Origin of the sequence: Phenylobacterium sp., from assembly GCF_041920015.1 — a bacterium.
Lineage (GTDB): Bacteria > Pseudomonadota > Alphaproteobacteria > Caulobacterales > Caulobacteraceae > Phenylobacterium.
Window position 1 is genome coordinate 1 of record NZ_JAYRST010000056.1, and the last position, 20,374, is coordinate 20,374.

The window sequence follows — 20,374 nt, forward strand, 5'->3', positions numbered from 1 at the left end:
GGCGCCGGACCTGCCGGCCGCCGCGGCCAAGGCGCGTCGCGCGCTGGCGGAATTCCGCATCGCCGGGGCGCCGACCAATATCGGCTTCCTCCAGGCTCTGCTGGCCCACCCGGCGGTGGCGGCGGGCGACGTTCATACCCGCTTCATCGAGGAAGCGATGGGCCAGCTTTCCGCCGTGCCCGCACAGGCGCCGCGGCATTTCGAGATAGCGGCCGCGGGCGCGCCGAAACGTGCGGGCGCCCAGATCGACGCCTCCGATCCGCTCGCCGTCCTGCATCACGGCAAGGCGCAGGTTGAAGCCGAGGACAATGACGAAGAGATCGAAGGGCCTGAAGGGACGCGGGCGATCCGCGCGCCGCTGCAAGGCACGGTGATCGGCGTGATGGCGGCGCTGGGCGAGATGGTGCGCGTGGGCCAGCCGCTGTTCGTCATGGAAGCCATGAAGATGGAGCATGTCATCGCCGCCGAGGTCTCCGGCGTCGTGCGCCTGGTGGCTGTGGCCGAGGGCGACACGGTGTTCGAAGATCACGCCCTGGCCTTCGTCGAGCCGGCCGAGGTGGCGGGCGGGGCGCGCGAGGACGAGGAGGAGATCGACCTCGACTTCATCCGCCCGGACCTTGCCGAGGTGCTGGAGCGCCATCGCCTGACCCTGGACGAGGCGCGGCCCGCCGCGGTCGCCCGCCGCCGCAAGACCGGCCAGCGCACCACCCGCGAGAACATCGCCGACCTCTGCGATCCGGGCAGTTTCACCGAGTACGGATCATTGGTCGTGGCGGCCCGCCGTCGCCGCAACACGGCGCAGGAACTGATCGAGCAGACCCCGGCCGACGGCATGGTCATGGGTCTAGGCTCGGTCAACGGCGACCGCTTCGCCGAGGACAAGTCCCGCGTGGCGGTGATGGCCTACGACTACACCGTCCTGGCCGGCACCCAGGGGGCGCATAATCACGAGAAGCTCGACCGGATGAGCGAGATCGCCGCGCGCTGGCGGCTGCCGACGGTGTTCTTCACCGAGGGCGGCGGCGGACGGCCGGGCGACACCGAGGGCGGCGGTTTCATCCGCGGGTTCGAGTTCTGGGGGCGGCTGTCGGGCGCCGTGCCGCTGGTGGGCGTCTCTTCGGGGCGCTGCTTTGCGGGCAATGCGGCCATCCTCGGTTGCTGCGACGTGATCATCGCCACCAAGGATTCGGCGCTCGGCATGGGCGGCCCGGCCATGGTCGAGGGCGGCGGCCTGGGCGTCTTCCGCCCCGAGGAGATCGGGCCGGTCAAGGTCATGCAGGCCAACGGCACCATCGACGTTTTGGCCGACGACGAGGCGCACGCCGTCCAGCTCGCCCGGCAATACCTCTCCTACTTCCAGGGGGCGGTGAAGGACTGGGACTGCGCCGACCAGCGCCTGTTGCGCCGGGCGATCCCGGAGAACCGTCTGCGGGTCTACGACATCCGCAAGGTGATCGAACTGATCGCCGACACCGGCTCGATGCTGGAGCTGCGGCCGAAATTCGGCCTGGCCATGGTCACTGCCTTCATCCGCATCGAGGGCCGTCCGGTCGGCGTCTTCGCCAACAATCCGCAGCACCTGGGCGGGGCGATAGATTCCGACGCCGCCGACAAGGCCGCCCGCTTCCTGCAACTGTGCGAGGCCTTCGACATCCCGGTGCTGTCGCTGTCGGACACGCCCGGCAACATGGTCGGGCCGGAGGCGGAGAAGACCGGCCTGATCCGCCACTGTTCGCGCCTGTTCGTGATCGGGGCCAACCTGACCGTGCCGCTGTTGTCGGTGGTGCTGCGCAAGAGCTATGGCCTGGGCGCCATCGCCATGACCGGCGGCAGCTATCAGGCCTCGATGTTCTGCGTCTCCTGGCCGACCGGCGAGTTCGGCGGCATGGGGCTGGAGGGCTCGGTCAAGCTCGGCTACCGCAACGAACTGGCCGCCATCGAGGACCCGGCCGCGCGCAAGGCCCGGTTCGACGAGATGGTCGCCGCCGCCTATGCCCGCGGCAAGGCGTTGTCCCAGGCCATGAGCCCGTCGCTCGACAACGTCATCGACCCGGCCGAGACCCGCCGCTGGGTGCTGGCGGGCCTGAAGTCGCTGCCCCCGCTTCCCGTGCGCACCGAGAAGAAGCTGCGCTGGATCGATAGCTGGTAACGCTCAGAGCATTTTCCGCCGAAGTGGACGCCGGTTCGGCGCAGAAAATGCTCTCAATTCAAAGAGTCTTGAGCGTGATCGGCTTCCATCGAAGCCGATCACGCTTAATGCGGGACGTAGGTCCGCAGCACGTCCTCGATGATCCGTTCGAGCTGGGAGAGCGTGTTGCAGGTCTTGGCGACATGGCAGAACCGCTCGTAGCGGTGCATGACGCTGTCGCCCTGGGTCCAGTAGCTCTCCGGCTCGGGATTGAGCCAGATCACCGAGCGGGCGCGGTTGTGGATCGTCGCCATCAGGTCCAGCCGCGGATCGGCGTAGTTCGAGCGCCCGTCGCCCAGGAAGATGACGGTGGTGTGCCGGTCCACCCGATCCAGGTGGTTCTCGCAGAAATCCTCCAGCGACTTGCCGTAGTCGGTCTGCTGGAAGCCGATCTTGCGCAGCACCTGGAAGATCGCCCCGTCGATATGTTCGTCGTCCAGGATGTCGTTGACGCTGATCAGCCGGCCTGAAAAGGCGTAGGCCTCCATCCGGTCGACCACCTCGTTCAGCGAATAGAGGAAGGTCAGCAGGAACTGGGCGGCGGCGGCGACCGATTTGGAGACGTCGCAGATGCAGATGATCGACGGCTTGTCGACCCGCTCGGTCTTCCAGACGATCTCGAACGGCATGCCGCCATAGGGCATGGACTTCCGCAGGGTGCGGCGCACGTCCATGTGGCCCTTGCGGGCGCGGTTGCGGCGGCGCGAATAGCGGTCGGCCAGGCGCTTGGCCATCTTCTTGACCAGGGCCTGCATCATCGCCTGATCGACCGGGTCGATGCCGCCCTCGGCGTTCAGCGCCTTTCGCGCCAGCATCTCCTCGCGGAGCATCTTGCCCGAGCCGGCCGCGTAGAGCTCGTGCTGGCGCTCGACATAGCGCTGGGCTTCCTCGGTCAGCCGGCGCTTGCCCGCCTCCAGGCGGTCGGCCGCCTCGCCGCCTTCGCCGTTGCGCCGGGCGCCCGCGATGATCGCCTCGATCTCGGCGAGGCCCATCTCCTCCAGCAGCCGCCGCGTCAGGCGAGAGCGCTGAGTGGTCAGCCGGATCTGCGAGACCTGGGCGCGCTGGGCGGCTTCCTCCATCGCCTGGACCAGGCCCGGCGCGTCGCCCTCCAGCAGCATGCGGGCGAGGTCGGAAGCTTCGGCCCCCTCCGGCAGCCCGTCCATCGGATCGTCCTGGCCCTCCGGCGGGGGCTCGAAGGCGGGTTTGTCGCGTGAGAAGAAGGTCTCGAAGATCGAGTCGAACCGCACGACCTCGTCCGCGCTCTTGGCCAGGGTCGCGCAGAGCGCGTCCTTGAACAATTCGCGGTCGGCGAATCCCACCGTCTCCACGGTGCGGTGCGCGTCGATGGCCTCGGCGGGCGAGACCTTCACGTCCGCGGCGCGGAGCGCGCGGAAGAAGTCCTCCAGGGCGCCCTGCATGGGATCAGGCCGCCGGGCGGCGCAGCAGTTCGCTGATCTGCGGCTCGACCGCAGCGATGTCCGGCTCGAACTTCAGCAGCACGTTGAGCGTGTCGCGCACGACGTCCGGGCTGAGGCTGTCGGCGTTCAGCAGGATCAGCGCGCGGGCCCAGTCGACCGTCTCGGAGATCGAAGGCGACTTGCGCAGGTCGAGCGTGCGGAGCGACTGCACGAAATTGACTAGGCTGGTGGTCAGGGTCTGTTCGATCCCCGGCACGCGGCTGGCGACGATCTTGCGCTCCAGGTCGGCGTCGGGCAGCGGAATGTGCAGGTGCAGGCAGCGGCGCTTCAGCGCATCGCCCAGGTCGCGGATGTTGTTCGAGGTCAGGAAGACCAGCGGCGGGGTCTTGGCCTTCAGCACCCCGATCTCCGGGATCGAGACTTGGTAGGCCGACAGCACCTCCAGCAGGAAGGCTTCGAACGCCTCGTCGGACTTGTCGATCTCGTCGATCAGCAGGACGCAGCCGTCGTCCTCCTGCAGCGCCTTCATCAGCGGGCGCGGCTCCAGGAACGGCTCGGAGAAGAACAGGTCGCCCATGCCGTGCAGGCGGTCCATGGCCGCGTCCATGTCCTTGGCGTCGGCCAGAGCCTCGCCCATGCGGTCCTTCAGGATCTGGGTGTAGAGAAGCTGCTTGCCGTACTTCCACTCGTAGAGCGCCTTGGACTCGTCCAGGCCTTCGTAGCACTGCATGCGGATCAGCGGCTGGCCCAGCAGGGTCGCGGTCGACAGCGCCAGCTCGGTCTTGCCCACGCCGGCCGAGCCTTCGACCAGGATCGGCTTTTGCAGGTGGATGGCCATGTAGAGCGCCGTGGCGATCCGCCGGGAGGCGATGTAGCCGACGCCGGCCAGCCCTTCGATCAGGGCGTCCACGGAACCAAGGACGTCCGGCTGCGCGGCCTTAATCGCCGCGGGATTGGAAGCGGTCAAAGTCTCAAACTTTCGAATGCTGCGCGTAATTGCGCCATAAGCGTCTTGAATACCCGCAAGTGTGCAGGGGCGGGGGCCGGCGCGCAAGCGCTGGTTCGAACGGGCGTTGGGCTCGGACCTACACCCCGTACGGCCGGTACGGTCCGGCGATGAGCTGTTCGAACACCCCCATGCCCTGGATCGGCGCTTCGCCAGGCAAGGTCATGGTCACGCGGCTGAGCGCCTGGATGTGCACGTTCTCAGGCGCGGCCATATCCACCGCCGCAAGGTCGATGTCCTCGCGCTCGACCACCAGTTCGCCCTTGTAGCCGCCATGCCGCCATGCCGGGGCGCCATAGCCGATGCCGCGCATCAGGAAGGTCAGGAACGGCTCGAACCGGATGGCGGCCGTCCCTTGCGCCAGGGGCACGTTCAGCGTTCCGGTCCGCGCATGGCGCGTGCCGGGGATCAGCGACACCTCGTCCATGGTCGCCCCCTCGCTTTCGTAGACGCCTTCGGGGCCGGCGCCGTCCGGAGCGATCACCGCGCGGGTGTTCCAGGGGCGGCCCTCGGTGTCGGCGTTGACGTGGAAGAAGACGCTGCGGCCCTCGAAATTCAGCGGCGTCCACTGCCAGAAGAAGCCGCCCACGGTCATCGGGACCGGCGGCTGCGGGTCCGGCGCGCCGACCGGCCGCACGCCCCACGAGCGGTCGCGGGTGCCGACCGTCCCGGCCGCCAGGTCCCGCCGCACGCCGTCCACCTCGATCCAGCCGGTGCAGCGCACGTTCTGGGTCAGGCGAGTGTAGTCCATGAAGGCCCGCGGGCCGATCCGGCGCATGAAGCGCGGCTCCTCGATCGGGAAGGAGCGGCCCTCGAACACGATCTCGGCGGAAAAACCGTTCGAGGGTTCGACGATCAGCTTCAGTTTCCGAAGCGGCTCGATCACCTCGATGCGGATTGGGCCGCAGGAGAGGTCCATCCGCTCCATGTGCATCACCTTCGAGGCGTGCAGGCAGTGTTCGATCCCATCGCGGATCACCGAGAAATGGGCGTCGGTGATGTTGAGCTGCGGATAGACGCCGAAGGCGGCGGCGAAGAACTCCGTCCCGTCCGGCTGATAGCCGTTGAAGAAATAGCGGTCGTAGAAATTCCGGTCGGTCCCGGCATAGGCGATGGGTTCGGGCGTCTGGTGGATCGGAAAATCGTCGGCCTTGGTCAGCATGCGAGCGTCCTCCCAGACACTTAAAACAGTGAGCGATCTTGTCTTTGTCGATTGACGGTATTGCGACGCCGCCTCGCGCGGCATTATCAATTGAACAAAGATAACAAGACAAGGGAGGGCGCTTTTTGCTGACGCGACGTAAGGTTACGTGGCGTGAACCAGTGAAGAGCGCGTAGGAGAGATGAGCAGCACCGCGCGCATCCCGGACGAGCACGCCGTCAATCTGGTCGATCCGACCGCCTATGCGGACGGCCGTATCCACGACACCTACGCCTGGCTGCGGGCCAACAACCCGTTCGGCCGCGCCGAGGTCGAGGGATTCGAGCCGTTCTGGGTGGCGACGCGCCATGCCGACATCCTGGAGATCAGCCGCCAGAACGCCCTGTTCCACAACGGCGACAAGTCGACCGTCATCACCACCAAGGAGGCCGACGCCGCCGTCCGCGCCATGATGGGCGGCAGTCCGCACCTGGTCCGCAGCCTGGTGCAGATGGACGCTCCGGACCATCCGAAGTACCGGGCGCTCACCCAGGCCTGGTTCATGCCGCCGAACATCAAGGGCCTGGAGGACCGCATCCGCGGCATCGCCCGTCGCGCCGTGGACAAGATGGCCGCCACCGGCGGCGAATGCGACTTCGTGCGCGAGGTCGCCCTCGGCTATCCGCTGCACGTCATCATGGAGATCCTGGGCGTGCCGGAGGAGGACGAGCCCCGGATGCTGACCCTGACCCAGGAACTGTTCGGCGCCGCCGATCCGGAACTGGCCCGCGACGGCGGCCGCCGCCGCGATATCGAGTCGCTGATGCGCGACGGGGTGATCGCCGACTTCTACGCCTACTTCACCCGCATGTCCGCCGACCGCCGGGCCAATCCGCGCGACGACGTGGCCACCGTGATCGCCAATTCGACCATCGACGGCCAGCCGATCTCCGAACTGGAGGCGATGAGCTATTACATGATCGTCGCCACCGCCGGGCACGACACGACCTCATCCTCGACCGCCGGCGCGCTCTGGGGCCTGGCCACCCATCCGGCCGAGTTCGCCAAGGCCAAGGCCGATCCGTCGCTGATCCCTGGTCTGGTGGACGAGAGCATCCGCTGGATCTCGCCGGTCAAGACCTTCATGCGCTCGGCCACCGAGGCCACGGAGTTCGCCGGCCGTCACCTCGCCAAGGACGACTGGATGATGCTCTGCTACGCCTCGGGCAACCGGGACGAGGCGGTGTTCGACGATCCGGCCGCCTTCCGCATCGACCGCAAGCCCAACCGGCACCTGGCCTTCGGCTATGGCGCGCACCTGTGCCTGGGCCAGCACCTGGCCAAGATGGAGATGCGTGTCCTCTGGGAGGAGCTGCTGCCGCGGCTGAAGAGCGTCGAGCTGAATGGCGAGCCCAAGCAGAGCCTGGCCACCTTCGTGAACGGCCCCAAGACCCTGCCCATCCGCTTCGAGATGCATTGAGCATGACGATCTGTCGTCCAGTTACTTCCCTGGATAGGGAAGGGCTTATGGGGTGGCGGGGATGAGCGGGTTCGAACCGCGCCTGGCGACCTACATCGCCGCGCGCATGCCGCAGGCCGCCGAGGTCGCCGTGCATGACCTCACCCGCATTTCCGGCGGCGCCTCGCGTGAGACCTATCGTTTCCGGCTGACCTGGCGCGAGGAGGGGCAAGGGCGCGAGCGCCGGCTGATCCTGCGCCGCGATCCGCCGGCCTCGCTGATCGACACCGAGCGGCGGATCGAGTTCGAAGCCTATCGCGCCTTCGCCGGAAGCGCCGTGCCGGTGCCGCAGATGCTGTGGCTGGAGGAGGCGGACGAGGCCCTCGACCATCCGTTCTTCATCGCCGAGGAGATCGCCGGCTTCCAGGCTTCGCCGGCCCTGCTGTTCGCCCCGCCCTACGTCTCGACCCTGGCTGAGCTGGGCGAGCGGAAGTGGACCATCCTGGGCGAAATCGCCAAGGCCGACGCCGCGGCGCTGGGCCTGACGCAGATCATGGCGCCCGTGGCCGCCGACGCCTGCTGGGACCGCGAGCTCTCCTATTGGGAAAAGGTGCTGGATGACGATGCGGCCGAGCCGCTGCCGATCACCCGGGCCGCGATCCGCTGGCTGCGCGCCAATCCCCCGCCGCCGGCCCAGAAGGTCGGGGTGGTGCACGGCGACTTCCGTACCGGCAATTTCCTCTACGACGAGGCGGGCGGCATCCACGGCGTCCTCGACTGGGAAATGTGCCACCTGGGCGACCCGCTGGAGGACCTGGGCTGGAGCTTCAACCCGGTCTGGTCGTTCGGCCAGGGCTTGGCCGGCGGCCTGCTGTCGCGCGAGGAGGCGATCGCGATCTGGGAGCGGGCCAGCGGCCTCCAGGCCGATCCCGCCGCCCTCCACTGGTGGGAGCTGTTCAACTGCGTGAAGGGCCAGGCGATCTGGATTTCCTCGGCCCGCGTGTTCCTCGATGGCGGCAATCGCGAGCCGATCACCGTCTATCCGCCCTGGGCGCTGCAGAACGCCCAGGACCGCGCCACCCTGCAAGTGATGGGACGCCTATGATTCCCCCCGTTCCCGCCGTCCTGGCCGAGATCGCCGGCATCGCTGTCCGTAACACCCTGCCCGACGTGCATCCGGCCGACCGCGCCAGTTCGCTCGGCTTGTCGGCCGCCCTGCTCGGCATGGCCGCCGAGGTGTGGGACGGCATGGCCGCGCGCCTGGTCGAGGAGAATCGCGCGATCCGCCGCCTGCTGGCGCGGGGCGGGGAGGCCGGGCTCGACCTTGCGGCCCTCGCCGCCGGATCGGACGACGATCTGCGGATCAGCGCCCTGAAGGCGGCCAACGACGCCCTGCGCGCCGGCCTGATCGAGCTGCACGCGGCCGCTGAGGCCAGGGGCGCTGCGGAGTTGGAGGCCGCCATCTGGGCCGAGCTACGGGCCTCGACCGAGCGCCGGAAGCTGGCGGCTTCGCCCGTCTGACCATCGAAATACGCTTCCGGGATCGACAAGCGCCCGGTCTCAGGCTTTGCTGCCGCGCCCGCCTCACAGCGGGCATTTCAAATGACGATAGATTAGGGACGAATTTCGGATGGCGAGAATCCTGCCTGAACCGACGCCTGAAACCCAGCATTTCTGGGACGGCGCCGCCCGGGGCGAACTGCTCCTCCAGCGCAACAAGGACACCGGCGAGGCTTATTTCCCGCCGCGCCCGTTCTGCCCCAAGACCGGCTCGCGCGACGTCGAGGTCTTCAAGGCCAGCGGCAAGGCCGTTCTCTGGTCCTACGTCATCAACCATCGCCCGCGCCCGGATATGGGAACCGAGCCCTACGCCATCGCCGTGGTGAAGCTCGAAGAAGGGCCGACGATGATGACCAATATCGTGAACTGCCCGCAGACCCCTGAAGCGCTCGTCCTCGACATGCCGCTCGAGGTCGTTTTCGAGAAGATGAGCGACACCATCTCGCTGCCCTTCTTCCAACCGGCCAAGGCGTAAGCGGGAGCAAGCCAGATGCAGAAGAATTCCGTCGCGGTCGTCGGGGCCGCCGAAACCACCAAGCTGGGCAAGATTCCGGACGTCTCGGTCATCGGCCTGCACGCCGACGCCGCCCTCAACGCCATGGCCGATGCGGGCCTGACGCCGGCCGACATCGACGGCGTGGCCACCGCCGGGATCAGCCCGGTCGAGCTCGCCCACTATCTCGGCATCAAGCCGACCTATGCCGACGGCACCAGCGTCGGCGGCTGCTCGTTCATGCTGCACGTCCGCCATGCGGCCGCAGCGATCAATGCGGGCCTGGCCAAGACCATCCTGATCACCCACGGCGAATCGGGCCGCTCGCGGGTCGGCGCCGGCGGCTTCGCGCGCGCCGCCTCCAGCCTGATGGGCCAGTTCGAGATGCCGTTCGGCGTCACCTCGCCGCCGACCATGTTCACCGTGCCGGTGCTTCGCTACATGAAGACCTACGGCGTCACCGAGGAAGACCTGGCCACGGTCGCGGTGATCCAGCGCGAATGGGCGGCCAGGAACCCGCGCGCCAGCTTCAAGGACCCGATCACGGTCGATGACGTGCTGAACTCGCCGATGATCGCCTGGCCGTTCCGCATGCTGATGTGCTGCCTCGTCACCGACGGCGGCGGCGCCCTGATCCTGACCAGCGCCGACCGGGCCAAGGATTTCCCGAACAAGCCGGTCTATGTGCTGGGCACGGGCGAGAGCGTCGAGACCCCGCTGGTTTCGCAGATGTACGACTTCACCTCGTCCACCGCCTTCAAGATCTCGGGCAAGAAGGCGTTCGACGATGCGGGGATCAAGCACTCGGACGTCGACCACCTGATGATCTACGACGCCTTCGCCCACCTGCCGCTCTACGGCCTGGAGGACCTGGGCTTCGTGAAGCCCGGCGAGGCCAAGGACTTCATCAAGGAGCGCAACACCGCGATCGGCGGCAAGCTGCCGCTGAACACCAACGGCGGCGGCCTCTCCTACATGCACTCGGGGATGTACGGCATGTACGCCCTGCAGGAGAGCGTGCGTCAGATGCGCGGCACGGCGGCGGCCCAGGTGGAAGGCGCCAAGATCAGCGTGGCCCACGGCGTCGGCGGCATGTTCGCCGCGTCGGGCACCATCATCTTCACCAACGAAAAATAAGCCTTAAGACAAAGGCTTACCGCAGTTCATGCTGCACCCATGCTACAAGGCGTGGGTGCAGCATTTTTTATGCCTAAGGATCGCCATGGCCGGACCTGGGGTCCGGCCATGGGCAGGCCCTATGCGTCCTTGGTCGGGACGATCAGATACTTCTCGCCGGTCGCACGCCTATTGTAGGCGGCGATGATCTCCGGCTTCAGGGCCTCGGTCAGCGAGATCTGCGCGGTGTAGTGGCTGGCGAAGGTGGTCTTCAATTCGGCGGCGACGCGGGCGCGCAGCTTGCCGGCGGCTTCGGCGCCGATCTTCGCCAGGAACGGGGTCAGCAGCCAGCCGCAGACGCCCCAGGCCAGGCCGTAGCTGCGGGCCAGCTCCGTGGGGCGGGTGTCGAGGCCGCCATAGATATAGACCTGCTTGTGCACCGACGACCCGTAGCGGCTGTAGGCGGTGGCCTTGCGGTTGATCGCCACCTCCATGGCCGACAGGATCTGCGAGGCCAGCTTGCCGCCGCCGATGGCGTCGAAGGCGATGGTCGCGCCGGTCTCGGCGATGGCGTCGGTCAGCTCGTCCATGAAGCTCGGCGAGGTGGAGTCGACCACGTGTTTCGCGCCGATGTCCTTGAGGATCTTCGCCTGCTCGGCGCTGCGCACGATGTTCACCAGGCCGATGCCGTCGGCGATGCAGACCTTGTTGAGCATCTGGCCGAGGTTCGAGGCGGCCGCTGTGTGCACCAGGGCGGTGTGGCCTTCGCGGCGCATGGTCTCGGTCATGCCGAGCGCGGTCAGCGGATTGACGAAGCACGAGGCGCCTTCCGCGGCGGTGACGCCCGGCGCCAGCGGTACGACCTCGGCGGCCTTGGCCAGGCGGTGCTGGGCGTAGGTGGCCCCGCCGATCAGGGCGACGGTCTTGCCGAGTAGGGCCTGGGCTTCGGGAGAGGCCCCGGCGGCCACCACCTTGCCCGCCCCCTCGTTGCCGACCGGCATGGATTCGTCGGCCCGCGAGGCCAGGGCGCGCATGAAGGCCGGCGCGATGGGCGCGGTGACGACGGCGTCGACGCCCGATCCGGCCACCTTGGCCGCCGAGACGTCGGCCGGCCCGACCAGCAGGGCGAGGTCCGAGGGATTGATCGGCGCGGCCTCGATCTGGACAGCCACCTCATCGGCGCCCGGTTCGGGGATCGGAACCTTGGCCAGCGACAGTTCCAGTTCGCCGCTCGATTTCACCAGCGAGCGTAGTTGCAGGCTCGTTCCCATGGCCGTCTCCTCCTTGTTGCTTACGACGTAAATATGAGGCCCTTGCCCCTGCCGCAATCGCCGCATCGCAAGGTCGGCTGTTTTTCCGCGTTTGGGGAGGGCCGTGCTAGACCGCTGCGATGATCTGCTCGTTGCGGCAAGGCCTGGCTGCGGCGCTCGCCGCATTCGCTCTCCTGGCGCTCCCTTTGCGCGCCCAGGCGCAGGAGCGCGCGCCCGACCTGACCTTGACCGGCGTCCTGACCGGGGCGGCGCACCAGACCTATCGGGAGCTGGCGTTCAAGGTCCCGGTGGGAACAGAGCGCATCACGGTCGAGTTCGCCTATACCGGCGCGGAGCAGAAGTCGGTCATCGACCTTGGCCTGCGCGATCCTCAGCGTCTGCGGGGCTGGAGCGGTGGGAACAAGTCGCGCTTCACGGTCTCGACCAGCGACGCCACGCCCTCCTACCTGCCCGGCGCCATGCCGGCGGGGGAATGGCGGCTGATCCTCGGCGCGCCGAACATCCGCAAGGACGCCCGCGCCGACTATGTCGCCAGGATCTGGCTGGATCGGCCTGGCTCCCCGCCCGCGGGCTTCGGCGCACAGCCCGTCGAACGGGGCGAGCGCTGGTGGCGCGGCGACCTGCACATGCATACCGGCCACAGCGACGGGACCTGCGCCTCGCGCAAGGGCGCCAGGATCCCTTGCCCGGTGTTCAAGACCCTGGAGGCCGCCGTGGCCCGCGGCCTCGATTTCGTGGCGGTGAGCGACCACAACACGACCTCGCAGTTTGCGGCCCTGCGCGAGCTTGCGCCCTATTACGACGACCTGCTGATCGTGGCGGCGCGCGAGATCACCACCTTCCACGGCCATGCCAACCTGCTGGGGCCGACCGCCTTCGTGGATTTCCAGCTTGGCGGCCCACGGGCCCCGAAGTTCGCCGACATCCAGAGGCAGGCGCGGGCGACCGGCGGCCTGCTCTCGATCAACCATCCGGGCCTGCCGTCGGGCGAGTTCTGCATGGGCTGCGGCTGGACCGCTGCGGACACCGACTATTCGCGTATCGACGCGGTCGAGGTGGTGAACGGGGGCTTCGCCGAAGGGCGGCTCTCGGGCATGGCCTTCTGGGAGGCGCGGCTGAATGCGGGACTGCGCCTCACCGCCATCGGCGGTTCGGACAACCACGACCCTACCCTGGACCCGGCCAAGGCGCCGGCCATCGGCGTCCCGACCACGGTGGTGCGTGCGGGCGAGCTGAGCCAGGCTGCGATCCTGCAGGCGATCGGCGCCGGCCATGTCTTCATCGACGTCGCCGGTACGCGGACGCGGCTGCTGGACGTCGCCGTGGTCAGCGGCTCCGGGCGGGCGCAGATGGGCGATGAGCTGCACGCGCCCGCAGGCGCCAAGGTCGAAGTCTCGGTGCATGTGGCCGGGGTTCCGGGCGGCCGGATCGCGATCGCCGGCGATGCGGCCGGGCTGGCGCGGCCCGGCGAACTGAACCTGACGTCGGACGACCAGACTCTCGCCTTCGACCTGATCGCCGACGGCCGGCCGCGCTGGCTGCGGGTCGACGTGCGCGACGGCGCGGGAAAGCTGGTCCTGATCGGCAACCCCATCTATCTGCGGCCCTGATCGGCCCGCCGCAGGGGAAACTCTTATTAACCACGACGGCCTAGCCTCCTGGCCAATCGTGTCGGTCGGGAAACCCATGGGGCTCAGTCCAGACTCCCGCGCCAGGTTCAACCTGGATCGCGCCTCGGTGCTGGTGCTCGACGAGTCCGGCATGGGGATGAGCATCCTCGTCCAGATCCTCACCGGCTTCGGTGTCAGGACCCTGCATCGTTGCGAGACCGTGGCTGAGGCCAAGGATGTCGTCGGCAGGGTCGAGCTCGACCTGGTCATCTGCGACGCCATGGGCGCCAGCGGCGAAGGCTACGACTTCGTCGAGTGGCTGCGGCGCTCGAAGATCGAGCCCAACTGCTATGTTCCGGTGCTGCTGACCGCCGGGCACACGCCCAGCAATGCGGTGGCCCGGGCGCGCGATTGCGGCGCCCATTTCGTGATGGTGAAGCCCCTGACCCCGATCGCGGTGCTGGAGCGGATCATCTGGATCGCGCGCGAGGGCCGCCGGTTCGTCGAATGCGACACCTATGTCGGCCCCGACCGACGCTTCAAGAACGAGGGCGTGCCGGCCGGAATGGTCGGCCGCCGCCGCGACGACCTGCAGGGCGACATCGGCGACGCCCAATCGCCGAACATGGATCAGGACCTCATCGACAGCATGATGAAGACAAGGCGTGTGGAACTATGAGCGCAGTCAAGATCTTCACGCCGCAGGTCAAGCTGGCCAAGCTGTTGCGCGCGCCAGGCGGCCTGCGGGTTTCCGAGGCGGTCGAGCGGGCCGGGCAGGGGCTGGAGAGCCTCAAGGCCGAGTGCCTGACCGAACTCCAGGCCGTGCTGGCGGCGGCCGAGGCCTGCGCCGCGCGAGCGGGGGCGGACTATGACGAGGGCCTGGTCGCCGAGCTCTACGCCATTGTCGCCAAGCCGGTCGGCGTGCCGAGCGTCTGCGGGCTGAAGGCGGTGGACACCGCCCTGGTCAGCCTGTCGGATCTGCTCGACTATCTGAAGGGCCGCCAGAGCTGGGACGCCAATGCGGTGGCCGTCCATCTGCGCGCCTTCCGCCTGCTGCTGCACACCGAAGGCGCCGCGGACGCCGCCGGCACGGCGGCGATCCTGGCGGGCCTGCAACAGGTGGCCCAGCGCTACGCCAAGCCGAGCTAGGCTTCAGGGCGCCAGGCGGTCGGTGATGGTCCACAGGCCGTCGACCACCGACTTCAGCGAGTCCGGGTCCTGGCCGTCCTTGGTCCAGAGCAGGCGCAGGGCGTTGACGTGGACGCCGATCGAGGCCCAGTCCAGCCGGTCGTGGGCGCGCTGGCGATCGACCAACTCGCAGAGGCTGTAGCAGGCGTCGCACAGCACGCGCTTGTCGAACAGGCCGGCGATGTCCAGCACGGTCGAAGCTTCGTTGTAGACCGTGTCCAGCGAGACCTCCTGGTCGCGCACCATGGTCTCCAGCCGCCCGATCATGGCGCCGATGGACTTCATCGCATCGCCCGCATGGGCGGCCAGTTCGCGCTGGGCGCGGTCGCTGGCCATGCCTGCGGTCATGCCGCCCGGTGTGGCCACCTGTTCGGTCAAGCGATACTTGACCTTGACGAATTGAGCTTCGCTCACAGTTGCGCCTTCATCGGTTTGAGCAGCATGTCGATATCGGACTGGTCCATGTTCGGGGCGGTCGCCGCGCCGACATGGGTGGAGAGGTCGTCCTTGCGCCGGCCCTTGACGCCCAGCGGCGGGCCCATGTTCTTGAACCGGCGATCGGGCCCGACATAGTTCTCGGCGACCACCATCTGGCGTTCGTCCTTGGCGACCCAGAACACGCGCTGCAGCAGCAGTTCGGGCGTGAAAGGCCGGGCCACGACGAAGTTGGCGCCGCAGTCGCGGCTCTTCTCGACCATCGAGCGGGCGGCGTGGCCGGTCAGCATGATGACCGGGGTGAAGCGGGAGGCGTCGGGCGCGTCGCGGCGAATCCAGCGGACGAAGTCGTAGCCGTCCATGTCGGGCATGGCCGCGTCGGCGACGACGAGGTCCAGTTCCTGCGTCTTGACGATGTGCATCGCCTCGGCCCCGCTGGTCGCCTTGAACTGCTTGCGCACGCCGAAGCCGCGGAACATCGCGGTCAGGGCGTCCATGGCCTGGGCGTTCTGTTCGACCAGCAGCACCACGGAACGGTCAAGGTTGATCCGGATCTTCGGGTCCAGGGCCATGGCTGCACCGCGTCAGAAGAGATCGAGATCGCCGGCGTCGGCCTTGGCGCGGATCGGGCCGTCCCGCGTCACCTGGGCCAGCCGGTTGGCGAGGTCGCCCAGGGTCACGCCGGCCACCGCGTCGCTGAGGTCGTAGACCTCGCTCTCGGCCTGGGAGGACAGCTTGCGGGTGAAGGTCGCCAGGGCCGCCAGGTGCTGGGTCAGCACGTCCAGGGTCTGGGCCTCGTGCAGGGCGATGGCCAGGGGCTCGCCGCGGCTGGCGCGCACGAGCTGGGTGACCAGGGTCTCCAGCCGGTCGCACAGCTCTCCGGCGTGCTCCAGTTCCTGGGCGATCGAGGCGAGGACCTCGGGGGCGCGGGCGGTCGCGGTTTGGCTCATCAGAACAGCTCCACGGACCCTTCGTCCTCGACCGGCGCGGGGGTCCGCACCACAGGTTCGCGCAGACGGGTTAGCTCCGCGTTATCGGTGACGACGCGTTGCTGGGCCCGGCCGCTGGTCGGCCAGTACTGGACGCGGCGGGCCGACAGGCCGCCCAGGCTCGACCCCACGACCGGAATGGCTTCGTCGCGCAGGAACTTCTCGGCGAAGGCGGCGTTCGAAGCGCCCACGTCCGACAGGCCGCCGAACATGCGCGCCCCGCCGAACAGCTTGGCTTCCAACCGGTCGCGCCGCGCGCCCGAGCGCAGCAGTTCGTTGATCAGCAGCTCCATGGCGTAGGCGCCGTAGCGGCGGCCTTCGTCCAGGCCCTCGGCCTTGCCGGTGGGCAGCAGGAAGTGGTTCATGCCGCCGACGCCGGTCTTGGGATCGCGCATGCACACCGCCACGCACGATCCGAGGATCGTGGTCAGGATGACGTCGGGGTCGCTGGAGATGTGATGCTCTCCCTGCACCACATGGATCCGCTTGCCCGGTCGGCCGGAGACGTTTTCGACGATCATGTGAGGGGGCCGAACACCGCTTCGATCTTCTCTTTGAGAGTCTGGGTGGTGAAGGGCTTCACCAGGTAGTTGTTGACCCCGAACTGCACCGCGCGCTGCACCAGCTCGCGGTCGGCGCGGCCGGTCAGCATGATGACCGCGGTCTTGGAGGTCGGGCCATGGGCGCGGATCGCGCGCAGCAGGCCCAGCCCGTCCAGCTTGGGCATGTTGAAGTCGGTGATCACCAGATTGGCCGGCGCAGCCAGGAGCTGGCGCAGCGCCTCCTCGCCGTCGGGCGCCTCGCGCGTCTGGTTGATCCCCAGGGCCTGGAGGCTGGTGCGGATCAGCGAGCGCATGGTCTGTTGATCGTCGACGATCAAGGTCTTGATGCTGGCGGCGGTGGGCATCAGGCGCTCCTGTGGATATCTGCGGCGGAGCAGAGGTTCAGAATGGCGGGGCCCATGCGCGGCAGGCTGACCTGCTTTTCGACGCCGCCCAGCTCGAAGGCGACGCGGGGCATGCCGTAGACGACGCAGGAGGCTTCGTCCTGGCCGAGGGTGCGGGCGCCGGCCTGGCGCATGGCCAGCAGTCCCGACGCGCCATCGCGGCCCATGCCGGTCAGGATCGCCCCGACCGCCGGACGGTTCAGCTTGGCGACGGACTCGAACAGCACGTCGACGGACGGGCGGTGTCCGTTCACCGGCTCGCTGGCCCGCAGCCGGATCACCGGATGGGACGAGGAGGTCACCTCCATGTGCATCTCGCCGCCGGGGGCGATGTAGACGTGGCCCTGCTGCAGCCGGTCGCCGTCGCGCGCCTCGGTCACCGTCGCGCCGGAGATGCGGTCCAGGCGGGCGGCGAAGCTCTTGGTGAAGGTCGCGGGCATGTGCTGGGTGACGACGGTCGGCGGGCAGGTCTCGGGGAAGGTCGCCAGGATGGTCATCAGCGCCTCGACCCCCCCGGTGGACGAGCCGATGGCCAGGATCACGTCCGAGGCCCGATAGTCGCGGTCGCGCTCGGCCGGCGCGGTCGGGCCGCTATAGGGCTTCACGCGGGCCTTGGCGGCGGCCTTCACCTTGAGGGTCAGTTCGCCGAAGGCTTCGGCGGCGGTGACCCCGCCGACCGGCTTGCCGACGCAGTCGACGGCGCCGAGCTCCAGCGCCTCCAGGGTCACGTCGGCGCCGGCCTGGGTCAGGGTCGAGACCATCACCACCGGCGTTGGGCGCAGGCGCATGATCTTCTCGAGGAAGTCCAGGCCGTTCATCTTGGGCATCTCGATGTCGAGGGTGACGACGTCGGGATTGAGCTTCTTGATCTGCTCGCGCGCCTCGATGGGGTCGTTGGCGAAGCCCAGGACCTCGATGTCCGGGTCGCGCTTCAGCGCCGCGGCGATCAGGCCGCGCATGGTGGCGCTGTCGTCGACGATCAGGACGCCGATGCTCATCGCCCGGCCCCTTTCAGCGCATAGGTGGTCAGGCCGGTGGTCTCGAAGAGCTGCGCGGCCGGGCCGGTGACGCGCTCCGAATGGCCGATATAGAGCGAGCCGCCCGGCTCCAGCATCGGGGCGAAGCGGCTCCAGATGCGCTCCTGGGTCGGCTCGTCGAAATAGATCACCACGTTGCGGCAGAAGATGGCGTCGAACTTGCCCTTCATCGGCCAGTCGCCGATCAGGTTGAGCTCGCGGAACGCCACCAGTTCGCGCAGGTCGTCGGCGACTTCCCAGCCGCCGCCGGTCGCCTTGCGGAACCACTTGCGGCGCAGTTCCAGCGGCACCGGGGCGACCGCGTCCTCGCGATAGATCCCAGCCCTGCCTTCGGCGATCATGTTCGGGTCGATGTCGGTGGCCAGGATCTTTACGTCCAGGCTGGCCGCCTCGGGCAGGGCCGCCAGGACGGTGATCGCCATCGAATAGGGTTCCTGCCCGTTGGAGCAGGCGGCCGACCACAGGCGCACGCGTCCGCCGCGGCGGGCCCGCTCGGCCAGCTTGGGCATCAGTACTTCGCGCAGGTGGTCGAAGTGGTGCGGCTCGCGGAAATAGCGGGTCACGTTGGTGGTCAGGGCGGCCATCATCGCCTGCCGCTCGTCCACGCCCTGGTGGCCTTCGATCAGCGCGCAATAGTCGCGGAACGAGCGCAGGCCCAGCGAGCGCAGCCGCTTGGCCAGGCGCGAATAGACCAGGGCCGCCTTGCCTTCGGCCAGGGCGATGCCGGCGTGGCTGTGCAGGATCTGGGCGATCTTCCTGAAGTCGTCTTCCGTGAACAGGAACTCGCCTTCGACCAGGCCCGTGGCCGCTCCGCCCCTGGCGCGCGTGTCGACGGGGCTCGTCATGCAGCTTCCGCCTCGTTGTCGGGCAGGACGCGGTCCAGCGAGATCAGGCTGACCATGCGCCCGTCGATGGCGAACAGGCCCTTCACGAAGGTCTTCACGTGGTCGCAGGCGACGTCGGGGGTCGGCTGCACCATGTCGTCGCTGACATTGATGATGTCGCTGACCGCCTCGACCAGCAGGCCCAGGGTCCGGCCGCCGACATTGACCACCATGATGACGTGGCGGGCGCTCGGCTCGCTGGTGGTCAGGCCCAGGCGCGCGCCCAGGTCGACGATGGGCAGCACCGCGCCGCGCAGGTTGATGACGCCCTTCATGAAGGACGGCGTGCGTGGCAGGGGCGTGGCCGGCGTCCAGCCGCGGATCTCGCGCACCTGCATGATGTCGACGCAGAATTCCTGGTCGGCGATACGGAAGGCGATCAGTTCGCGCCGGGCGCCGGCGCCTGCCTGGGTCATGGTCTCGGTCATGCTCATCCAGCCATTCGCTTTTCACTGCGCGGCGCCGGCTTGCGCCGGTGCTGCGTGGTCACAAGGGCGTCGACGTCGAGGATCAGGGCCACGCGGCCGTCACCCAGGATGGTCGCCGCGGCGATCCCGTCGATCTGTTGGTAGTTGGCTTCCAGGCTCTTGATGACGACCTGGCGCTGGCCCTGGATCGCCTCGACCAGCAGGGCCGCCTTGCCGCCGCCCTCGCTCTCGACCAGGACGGCGACGCCCTGGCCGGGGTCGGTCGGAATGTCGCGGAAGCCCAGCGAGACGCCGACATCGATCAGCGGCACGAAGGTGTCGCGGATGCGGATCACCGCGTCCTTGCCGCCGATATAGTGCACGTCTTCCTGGCGCGGGGTCAGGCTCTCGACGATGGCCGACAGCGGCGCGACCAGGGTCTGCTCGGCGGCGGTCACCACCATGCCGTCCAGGACCGCCAGGGTCAGGGGCAGGGACATGGTGAACTTCGAGCCCTTGCCGGGCTCGGACGAGATCGAGATGCGGCCGCCCAGGCCCTGGATCGAGCGGCGGACCACGTCCATGCCGACCCCGCGCCCGGAGATGTCCGAGACCGTCTCGGCCGTGGAGAAGCCGGGCAGGAAGATCAGGTTGTCGGTCTCTTCGTCCGACAGCACCGCGTCCTCGGTGATCAGGCCCTTGTCGATGGCGATGCCGCGCACGCGCTGGCGGTTGATGCCGCGGCCGTCGTCCTGGATCTCGATGACGATGCGCCCGCCGCGGTGCAGGGCGCGCATGTTGACCACGCCCTCCTGCGGCTTGCCGGCCGCCAGCCGCTCCTCGGGCGTCTCCAGCCCGTGGTCGATGGCGTTGCGCAGCATGTGGGTGATCGGATCGGTCAGGCGCTCGATGACGGTCTTGTCGACCTCGGTGCCTTCGCCTTCCATGACCAGGCGGACGCGCTTGCCGACCATCTCGGCGACCTCGCGCACCAGGCGCGGCATGCGCTGGAACACGCTCTTCACCGGCTGGGCGCGGATGGCCATGACGCTGTCCTGGATCTCGCGCGTCAGCAGTTCGAGGTCCTCGAGGCCCAGCACCACGTTGGACGAGCGGGCCAGGCCGCTTTCCAGCACGCGCTGGGACAGCATGGCCTGCTGGATGACCAGTTCGCCGACGGCGTTGATCAGGCGGTCGACCCGGTCCAGGTCGACGCGGATGGTGGC

General features: G+C 68.4%; 22 protein-coding genes. 9 read left to right on the forward strand and 13 right to left on the reverse strand.

The genetic code is table 11. The features are described from left to right. A partial coding sequence (locus tag ACE3TL_RS11970; RefSeq protein ID WP_374578916.1) for a carboxyl transferase domain-containing protein occupies positions 1 to 2,149 on the forward strand: 2,149 nt, incomplete at its 5' end. 104 nt (positions 2,150 to 2,253) lie between these two features. On the opposite strand, the gene ACE3TL_RS11975 is transcribed toward ACE3TL_RS11970, so the two are convergent. From ACE3TL_RS11975 to ACE3TL_RS11985, 3 genes are all read right to left on the reverse strand, one after another. After that, positions 2,254 to 3,606, reverse strand: a complete 1,353-nt coding sequence (locus ACE3TL_RS11975) for a VWA domain-containing protein (protein ID WP_374578917.1) — start codon at positions 3,604 to 3,606, stop codon at positions 2,254 to 2,256. A gap of 4 nt (positions 3,607 to 3,610) precedes the next feature. Then, the gene (locus ACE3TL_RS11980; protein ID WP_374578918.1) at positions 3,611 to 4,516 is read right to left on the reverse strand and encodes an AAA family ATPase; all 906 of its coding nucleotides are present in this window, start codon (positions 4,514 to 4,516) and stop codon (positions 3,611 to 3,613) included. Between the two features lie 175 nt (positions 4,517 to 4,691). Next, positions 4,692 to 5,774, reverse strand: coding sequence for a hypothetical protein (locus ACE3TL_RS11985; RefSeq protein WP_374578919.1), 1,083 nt, complete (start codon positions 5,772 to 5,774; stop codon positions 4,692 to 4,694). A 181-nt stretch (positions 5,775 to 5,955) separates the two neighbouring features. Between ACE3TL_RS11985 and ACE3TL_RS11990 the strand changes: the two genes are divergently transcribed. The 5 genes from ACE3TL_RS11990 to ACE3TL_RS12010 all read left to right on the forward strand — a co-directional run bounded on the left by ACE3TL_RS11990 (position 5,956) and on the right by ACE3TL_RS12010 (position 10,402). Next, complete coding sequence (locus ACE3TL_RS11990; protein WP_374578920.1) at positions 5,956 to 7,233, forward strand: cytochrome P450; 1,278 nt, start codon at positions 5,956 to 5,958, stop codon at positions 7,231 to 7,233. A gap of 61 nt (positions 7,234 to 7,294) precedes the next feature. Further along, the gene (locus ACE3TL_RS11995; protein ID WP_374578921.1) at positions 7,295 to 8,317 is read left to right on the forward strand and encodes a phosphotransferase family protein; all 1,023 of its coding nucleotides are present in this window, start codon (positions 7,295 to 7,297) and stop codon (positions 8,315 to 8,317) included. After that, positions 8,314 to 8,733 (forward strand): hypothetical protein, encoded by a 420-nt coding sequence (locus ACE3TL_RS12000; protein ID WP_374578922.1) that lies wholly within the window; start codon positions 8,314 to 8,316, stop codon positions 8,731 to 8,733. Before ACE3TL_RS11995 ends, ACE3TL_RS12000 begins: the two co-directional genes overlap by 4 nt. 109 nt (positions 8,734 to 8,842) lie before the next feature. Continuing rightward, positions 8,843 to 9,247, forward strand: a complete 405-nt coding sequence (locus ACE3TL_RS12005) for a Zn-ribbon domain-containing OB-fold protein (RefSeq protein ID WP_374578923.1) — start codon at positions 8,843 to 8,845, stop codon at positions 9,245 to 9,247. A gap of 15 nt (positions 9,248 to 9,262) precedes the next feature. Further along, a complete protein-coding gene (locus tag ACE3TL_RS12010; protein WP_374578924.1) occupies positions 9,263 to 10,402 on the forward strand; it encodes a hypothetical protein in 1,140 nt (379 codons plus the stop codon). A gap of 119 nt (positions 10,403 to 10,521) precedes the next feature. On the opposite strand, the gene ACE3TL_RS12015 is transcribed toward ACE3TL_RS12010, so the two are convergent. Further along, a complete protein-coding gene (locus ACE3TL_RS12015) occupies positions 10,522 to 11,652 on the reverse strand; it encodes a zinc-binding dehydrogenase (RefSeq protein ID WP_374578925.1) in 1,131 nt (376 codons plus the stop codon). A gap of 119 nt (positions 11,653 to 11,771) precedes the next feature. Between ACE3TL_RS12015 and ACE3TL_RS12020 the strand changes: the two genes are divergently transcribed. The 3 genes from ACE3TL_RS12020 to ACE3TL_RS12030 all read left to right on the forward strand — a co-directional run bounded on the left by ACE3TL_RS12020 (position 11,772) and on the right by ACE3TL_RS12030 (position 14,411). Beyond that, positions 11,772 to 13,262: a CehA/McbA family metallohydrolase gene (locus ACE3TL_RS12020; protein ID WP_374578926.1), complete on the forward strand. Its 1,491-nt coding sequence runs from the start codon at positions 11,772 to 11,774 to the stop codon at positions 13,260 to 13,262. Between the two features lie 76 nt (positions 13,263 to 13,338). Beyond that, on the forward strand, positions 13,339 to 13,941 hold the full coding sequence (locus tag ACE3TL_RS12025) for a response regulator (RefSeq protein WP_374578927.1): 603 nt from the start codon (positions 13,339 to 13,341) through the stop codon (positions 13,939 to 13,941). Beyond that, on the forward strand, positions 13,938 to 14,411 hold the full coding sequence (locus ACE3TL_RS12030) for a hypothetical protein (RefSeq protein WP_374578928.1): 474 nt from the start codon (positions 13,938 to 13,940) through the stop codon (positions 14,409 to 14,411). Before ACE3TL_RS12025 ends, ACE3TL_RS12030 begins: the two co-directional genes overlap by 4 nt. Before the next feature lie 3 nt (positions 14,412 to 14,414). Here the strand turns inward: ACE3TL_RS12030 and ACE3TL_RS12035 are convergent, their stop codons facing one another. From ACE3TL_RS12035 to ACE3TL_RS12075, 9 genes are all read right to left on the reverse strand, one after another. Continuing rightward, positions 14,415 to 14,864, reverse strand: coding sequence for a hypothetical protein (locus ACE3TL_RS12035; protein WP_374578929.1), 450 nt, complete (start codon positions 14,862 to 14,864; stop codon positions 14,415 to 14,417). Then, a complete protein-coding gene (locus ACE3TL_RS12040) occupies positions 14,861 to 15,457 on the reverse strand; it encodes a response regulator (RefSeq protein ID WP_374578930.1) in 597 nt (198 codons plus the stop codon). The genes ACE3TL_RS12035 and ACE3TL_RS12040 overlap by 4 nt, the downstream gene beginning before the upstream one ends. Positions 15,458 to 15,469: 12 nt before the next feature. After that, positions 15,470 to 15,835 (reverse strand): hypothetical protein, encoded by a 366-nt coding sequence (locus ACE3TL_RS12045; RefSeq protein ID WP_374578931.1) that lies wholly within the window; start codon positions 15,833 to 15,835, stop codon positions 15,470 to 15,472. Next, positions 15,835 to 16,395 (reverse strand): chemotaxis protein CheD, encoded by a 561-nt coding sequence (locus tag ACE3TL_RS12050; RefSeq protein ID WP_374534303.1) that lies wholly within the window; start codon positions 16,393 to 16,395, stop codon positions 15,835 to 15,837. Before ACE3TL_RS12050 ends, ACE3TL_RS12045 begins: the two co-directional genes overlap by 1 nt. Next, on the reverse strand, positions 16,392 to 16,781 hold the full coding sequence (locus tag ACE3TL_RS12055) for a response regulator (protein WP_374578932.1): 390 nt from the start codon (positions 16,779 to 16,781) through the stop codon (positions 16,392 to 16,394). The genes ACE3TL_RS12050 and ACE3TL_RS12055 overlap by 4 nt, the downstream gene beginning before the upstream one ends. Beyond that, positions 16,781 to 17,818 (reverse strand): chemotaxis response regulator protein-glutamate methylesterase, encoded by a 1,038-nt coding sequence (locus ACE3TL_RS12060; protein WP_374578933.1) that lies wholly within the window; start codon positions 17,816 to 17,818, stop codon positions 16,781 to 16,783. The genes ACE3TL_RS12055 and ACE3TL_RS12060 overlap by 1 nt, the downstream gene beginning before the upstream one ends. Then, positions 17,815 to 18,702, reverse strand: coding sequence for a protein-glutamate O-methyltransferase CheR (locus ACE3TL_RS12065; RefSeq protein ID WP_374578934.1), 888 nt, complete (start codon positions 18,700 to 18,702; stop codon positions 17,815 to 17,817). Before ACE3TL_RS12065 ends, ACE3TL_RS12060 begins: the two co-directional genes overlap by 4 nt. Further along, on the reverse strand, positions 18,699 to 19,169 hold the full coding sequence (locus tag ACE3TL_RS12070; RefSeq protein ID WP_374578936.1) for a chemotaxis protein CheW: 471 nt from the start codon (positions 19,167 to 19,169) through the stop codon (positions 18,699 to 18,701). The genes ACE3TL_RS12065 and ACE3TL_RS12070 overlap by 4 nt, the downstream gene beginning before the upstream one ends. A gap of 2 nt (positions 19,170 to 19,171) precedes the next feature. Next, positions 19,172 to 20,374 (reverse strand): chemotaxis protein CheA (locus ACE3TL_RS12075; protein WP_374578935.1); only part of this gene is annotated, 1,203 nt, incomplete at its 5' end.

Coding starts and splice junctions, on each gene's coding strand:
- ACE3TL_RS11975 (WP_374578917.1), bottom strand. CDS start 3,606: ATGCAGGGCGCCCTGGAGGACTTCTTCCGCGCGCTCCGCGCCGCGGAC.
- ACE3TL_RS11985 (WP_374578919.1), bottom strand. CDS start 5,774: ATGCTGACCAAGGCCGACGATTTTCCGATCCACCAGACGCCCGAACCC.
- ACE3TL_RS11990 (WP_374578920.1), top strand. CDS start 5,956: ATGAGCAGCACCGCGCGCATCCCGGACGAGCACGCCGTCAATCTGGTC.
- ACE3TL_RS11995 (WP_374578921.1), top strand. CDS start 7,295: ATGAGCGGGTTCGAACCGCGCCTGGCGACCTACATCGCCGCGCGCATG.
- ACE3TL_RS12000 (WP_374578922.1), top strand. CDS start 8,314: ATGATTCCCCCCGTTCCCGCCGTCCTGGCCGAGATCGCCGGCATCGCT.
- ACE3TL_RS12005 (WP_374578923.1), top strand. CDS start 8,843: ATGGCGAGAATCCTGCCTGAACCGACGCCTGAAACCCAGCATTTCTGG.
- ACE3TL_RS12010 (WP_374578924.1), top strand. CDS start 9,263: ATGCAGAAGAATTCCGTCGCGGTCGTCGGGGCCGCCGAAACCACCAAG.
- ACE3TL_RS12015 (WP_374578925.1), bottom strand. CDS start 11,652: ATGGGAACGAGCCTGCAACTACGCTCGCTGGTGAAATCGAGCGGCGAA.
- ACE3TL_RS12020 (WP_374578926.1), top strand. CDS start 11,772: ATGATCTGCTCGTTGCGGCAAGGCCTGGCTGCGGCGCTCGCCGCATTC.
- ACE3TL_RS12025 (WP_374578927.1), top strand. CDS start 13,339: ATGGGGCTCAGTCCAGACTCCCGCGCCAGGTTCAACCTGGATCGCGCC.
- ACE3TL_RS12030 (WP_374578928.1), top strand. CDS start 13,938: ATGAGCGCAGTCAAGATCTTCACGCCGCAGGTCAAGCTGGCCAAGCTG.
- ACE3TL_RS12040 (WP_374578930.1), bottom strand. CDS start 15,457: ATGGCCCTGGACCCGAAGATCCGGATCAACCTTGACCGTTCCGTGGTG.
- ACE3TL_RS12045 (WP_374578931.1), bottom strand. CDS start 15,835: ATGAGCCAAACCGCGACCGCCCGCGCCCCCGAGGTCCTCGCCTCGATC.
- ACE3TL_RS12050 (WP_374534303.1), bottom strand. CDS start 16,395: ATGATCGTCGAAAACGTCTCCGGCCGACCGGGCAAGCGGATCCATGTG.
- ACE3TL_RS12055 (WP_374578932.1), bottom strand. CDS start 16,781: ATGCCCACCGCCGCCAGCATCAAGACCTTGATCGTCGACGATCAACAG.
- ACE3TL_RS12060 (WP_374578933.1), bottom strand. CDS start 17,818: ATGAGCATCGGCGTCCTGATCGTCGACGACAGCGCCACCATGCGCGGC.
- ACE3TL_RS12065 (WP_374578934.1), bottom strand. CDS start 18,702: ATGACGAGCCCCGTCGACACGCGCGCCAGGGGCGGAGCGGCCACGGGC.
- ACE3TL_RS12070 (WP_374578936.1), bottom strand. CDS start 19,169: ATGACCGAGACCATGACCCAGGCAGGCGCCGGCGCCCGGCGCGAACTG.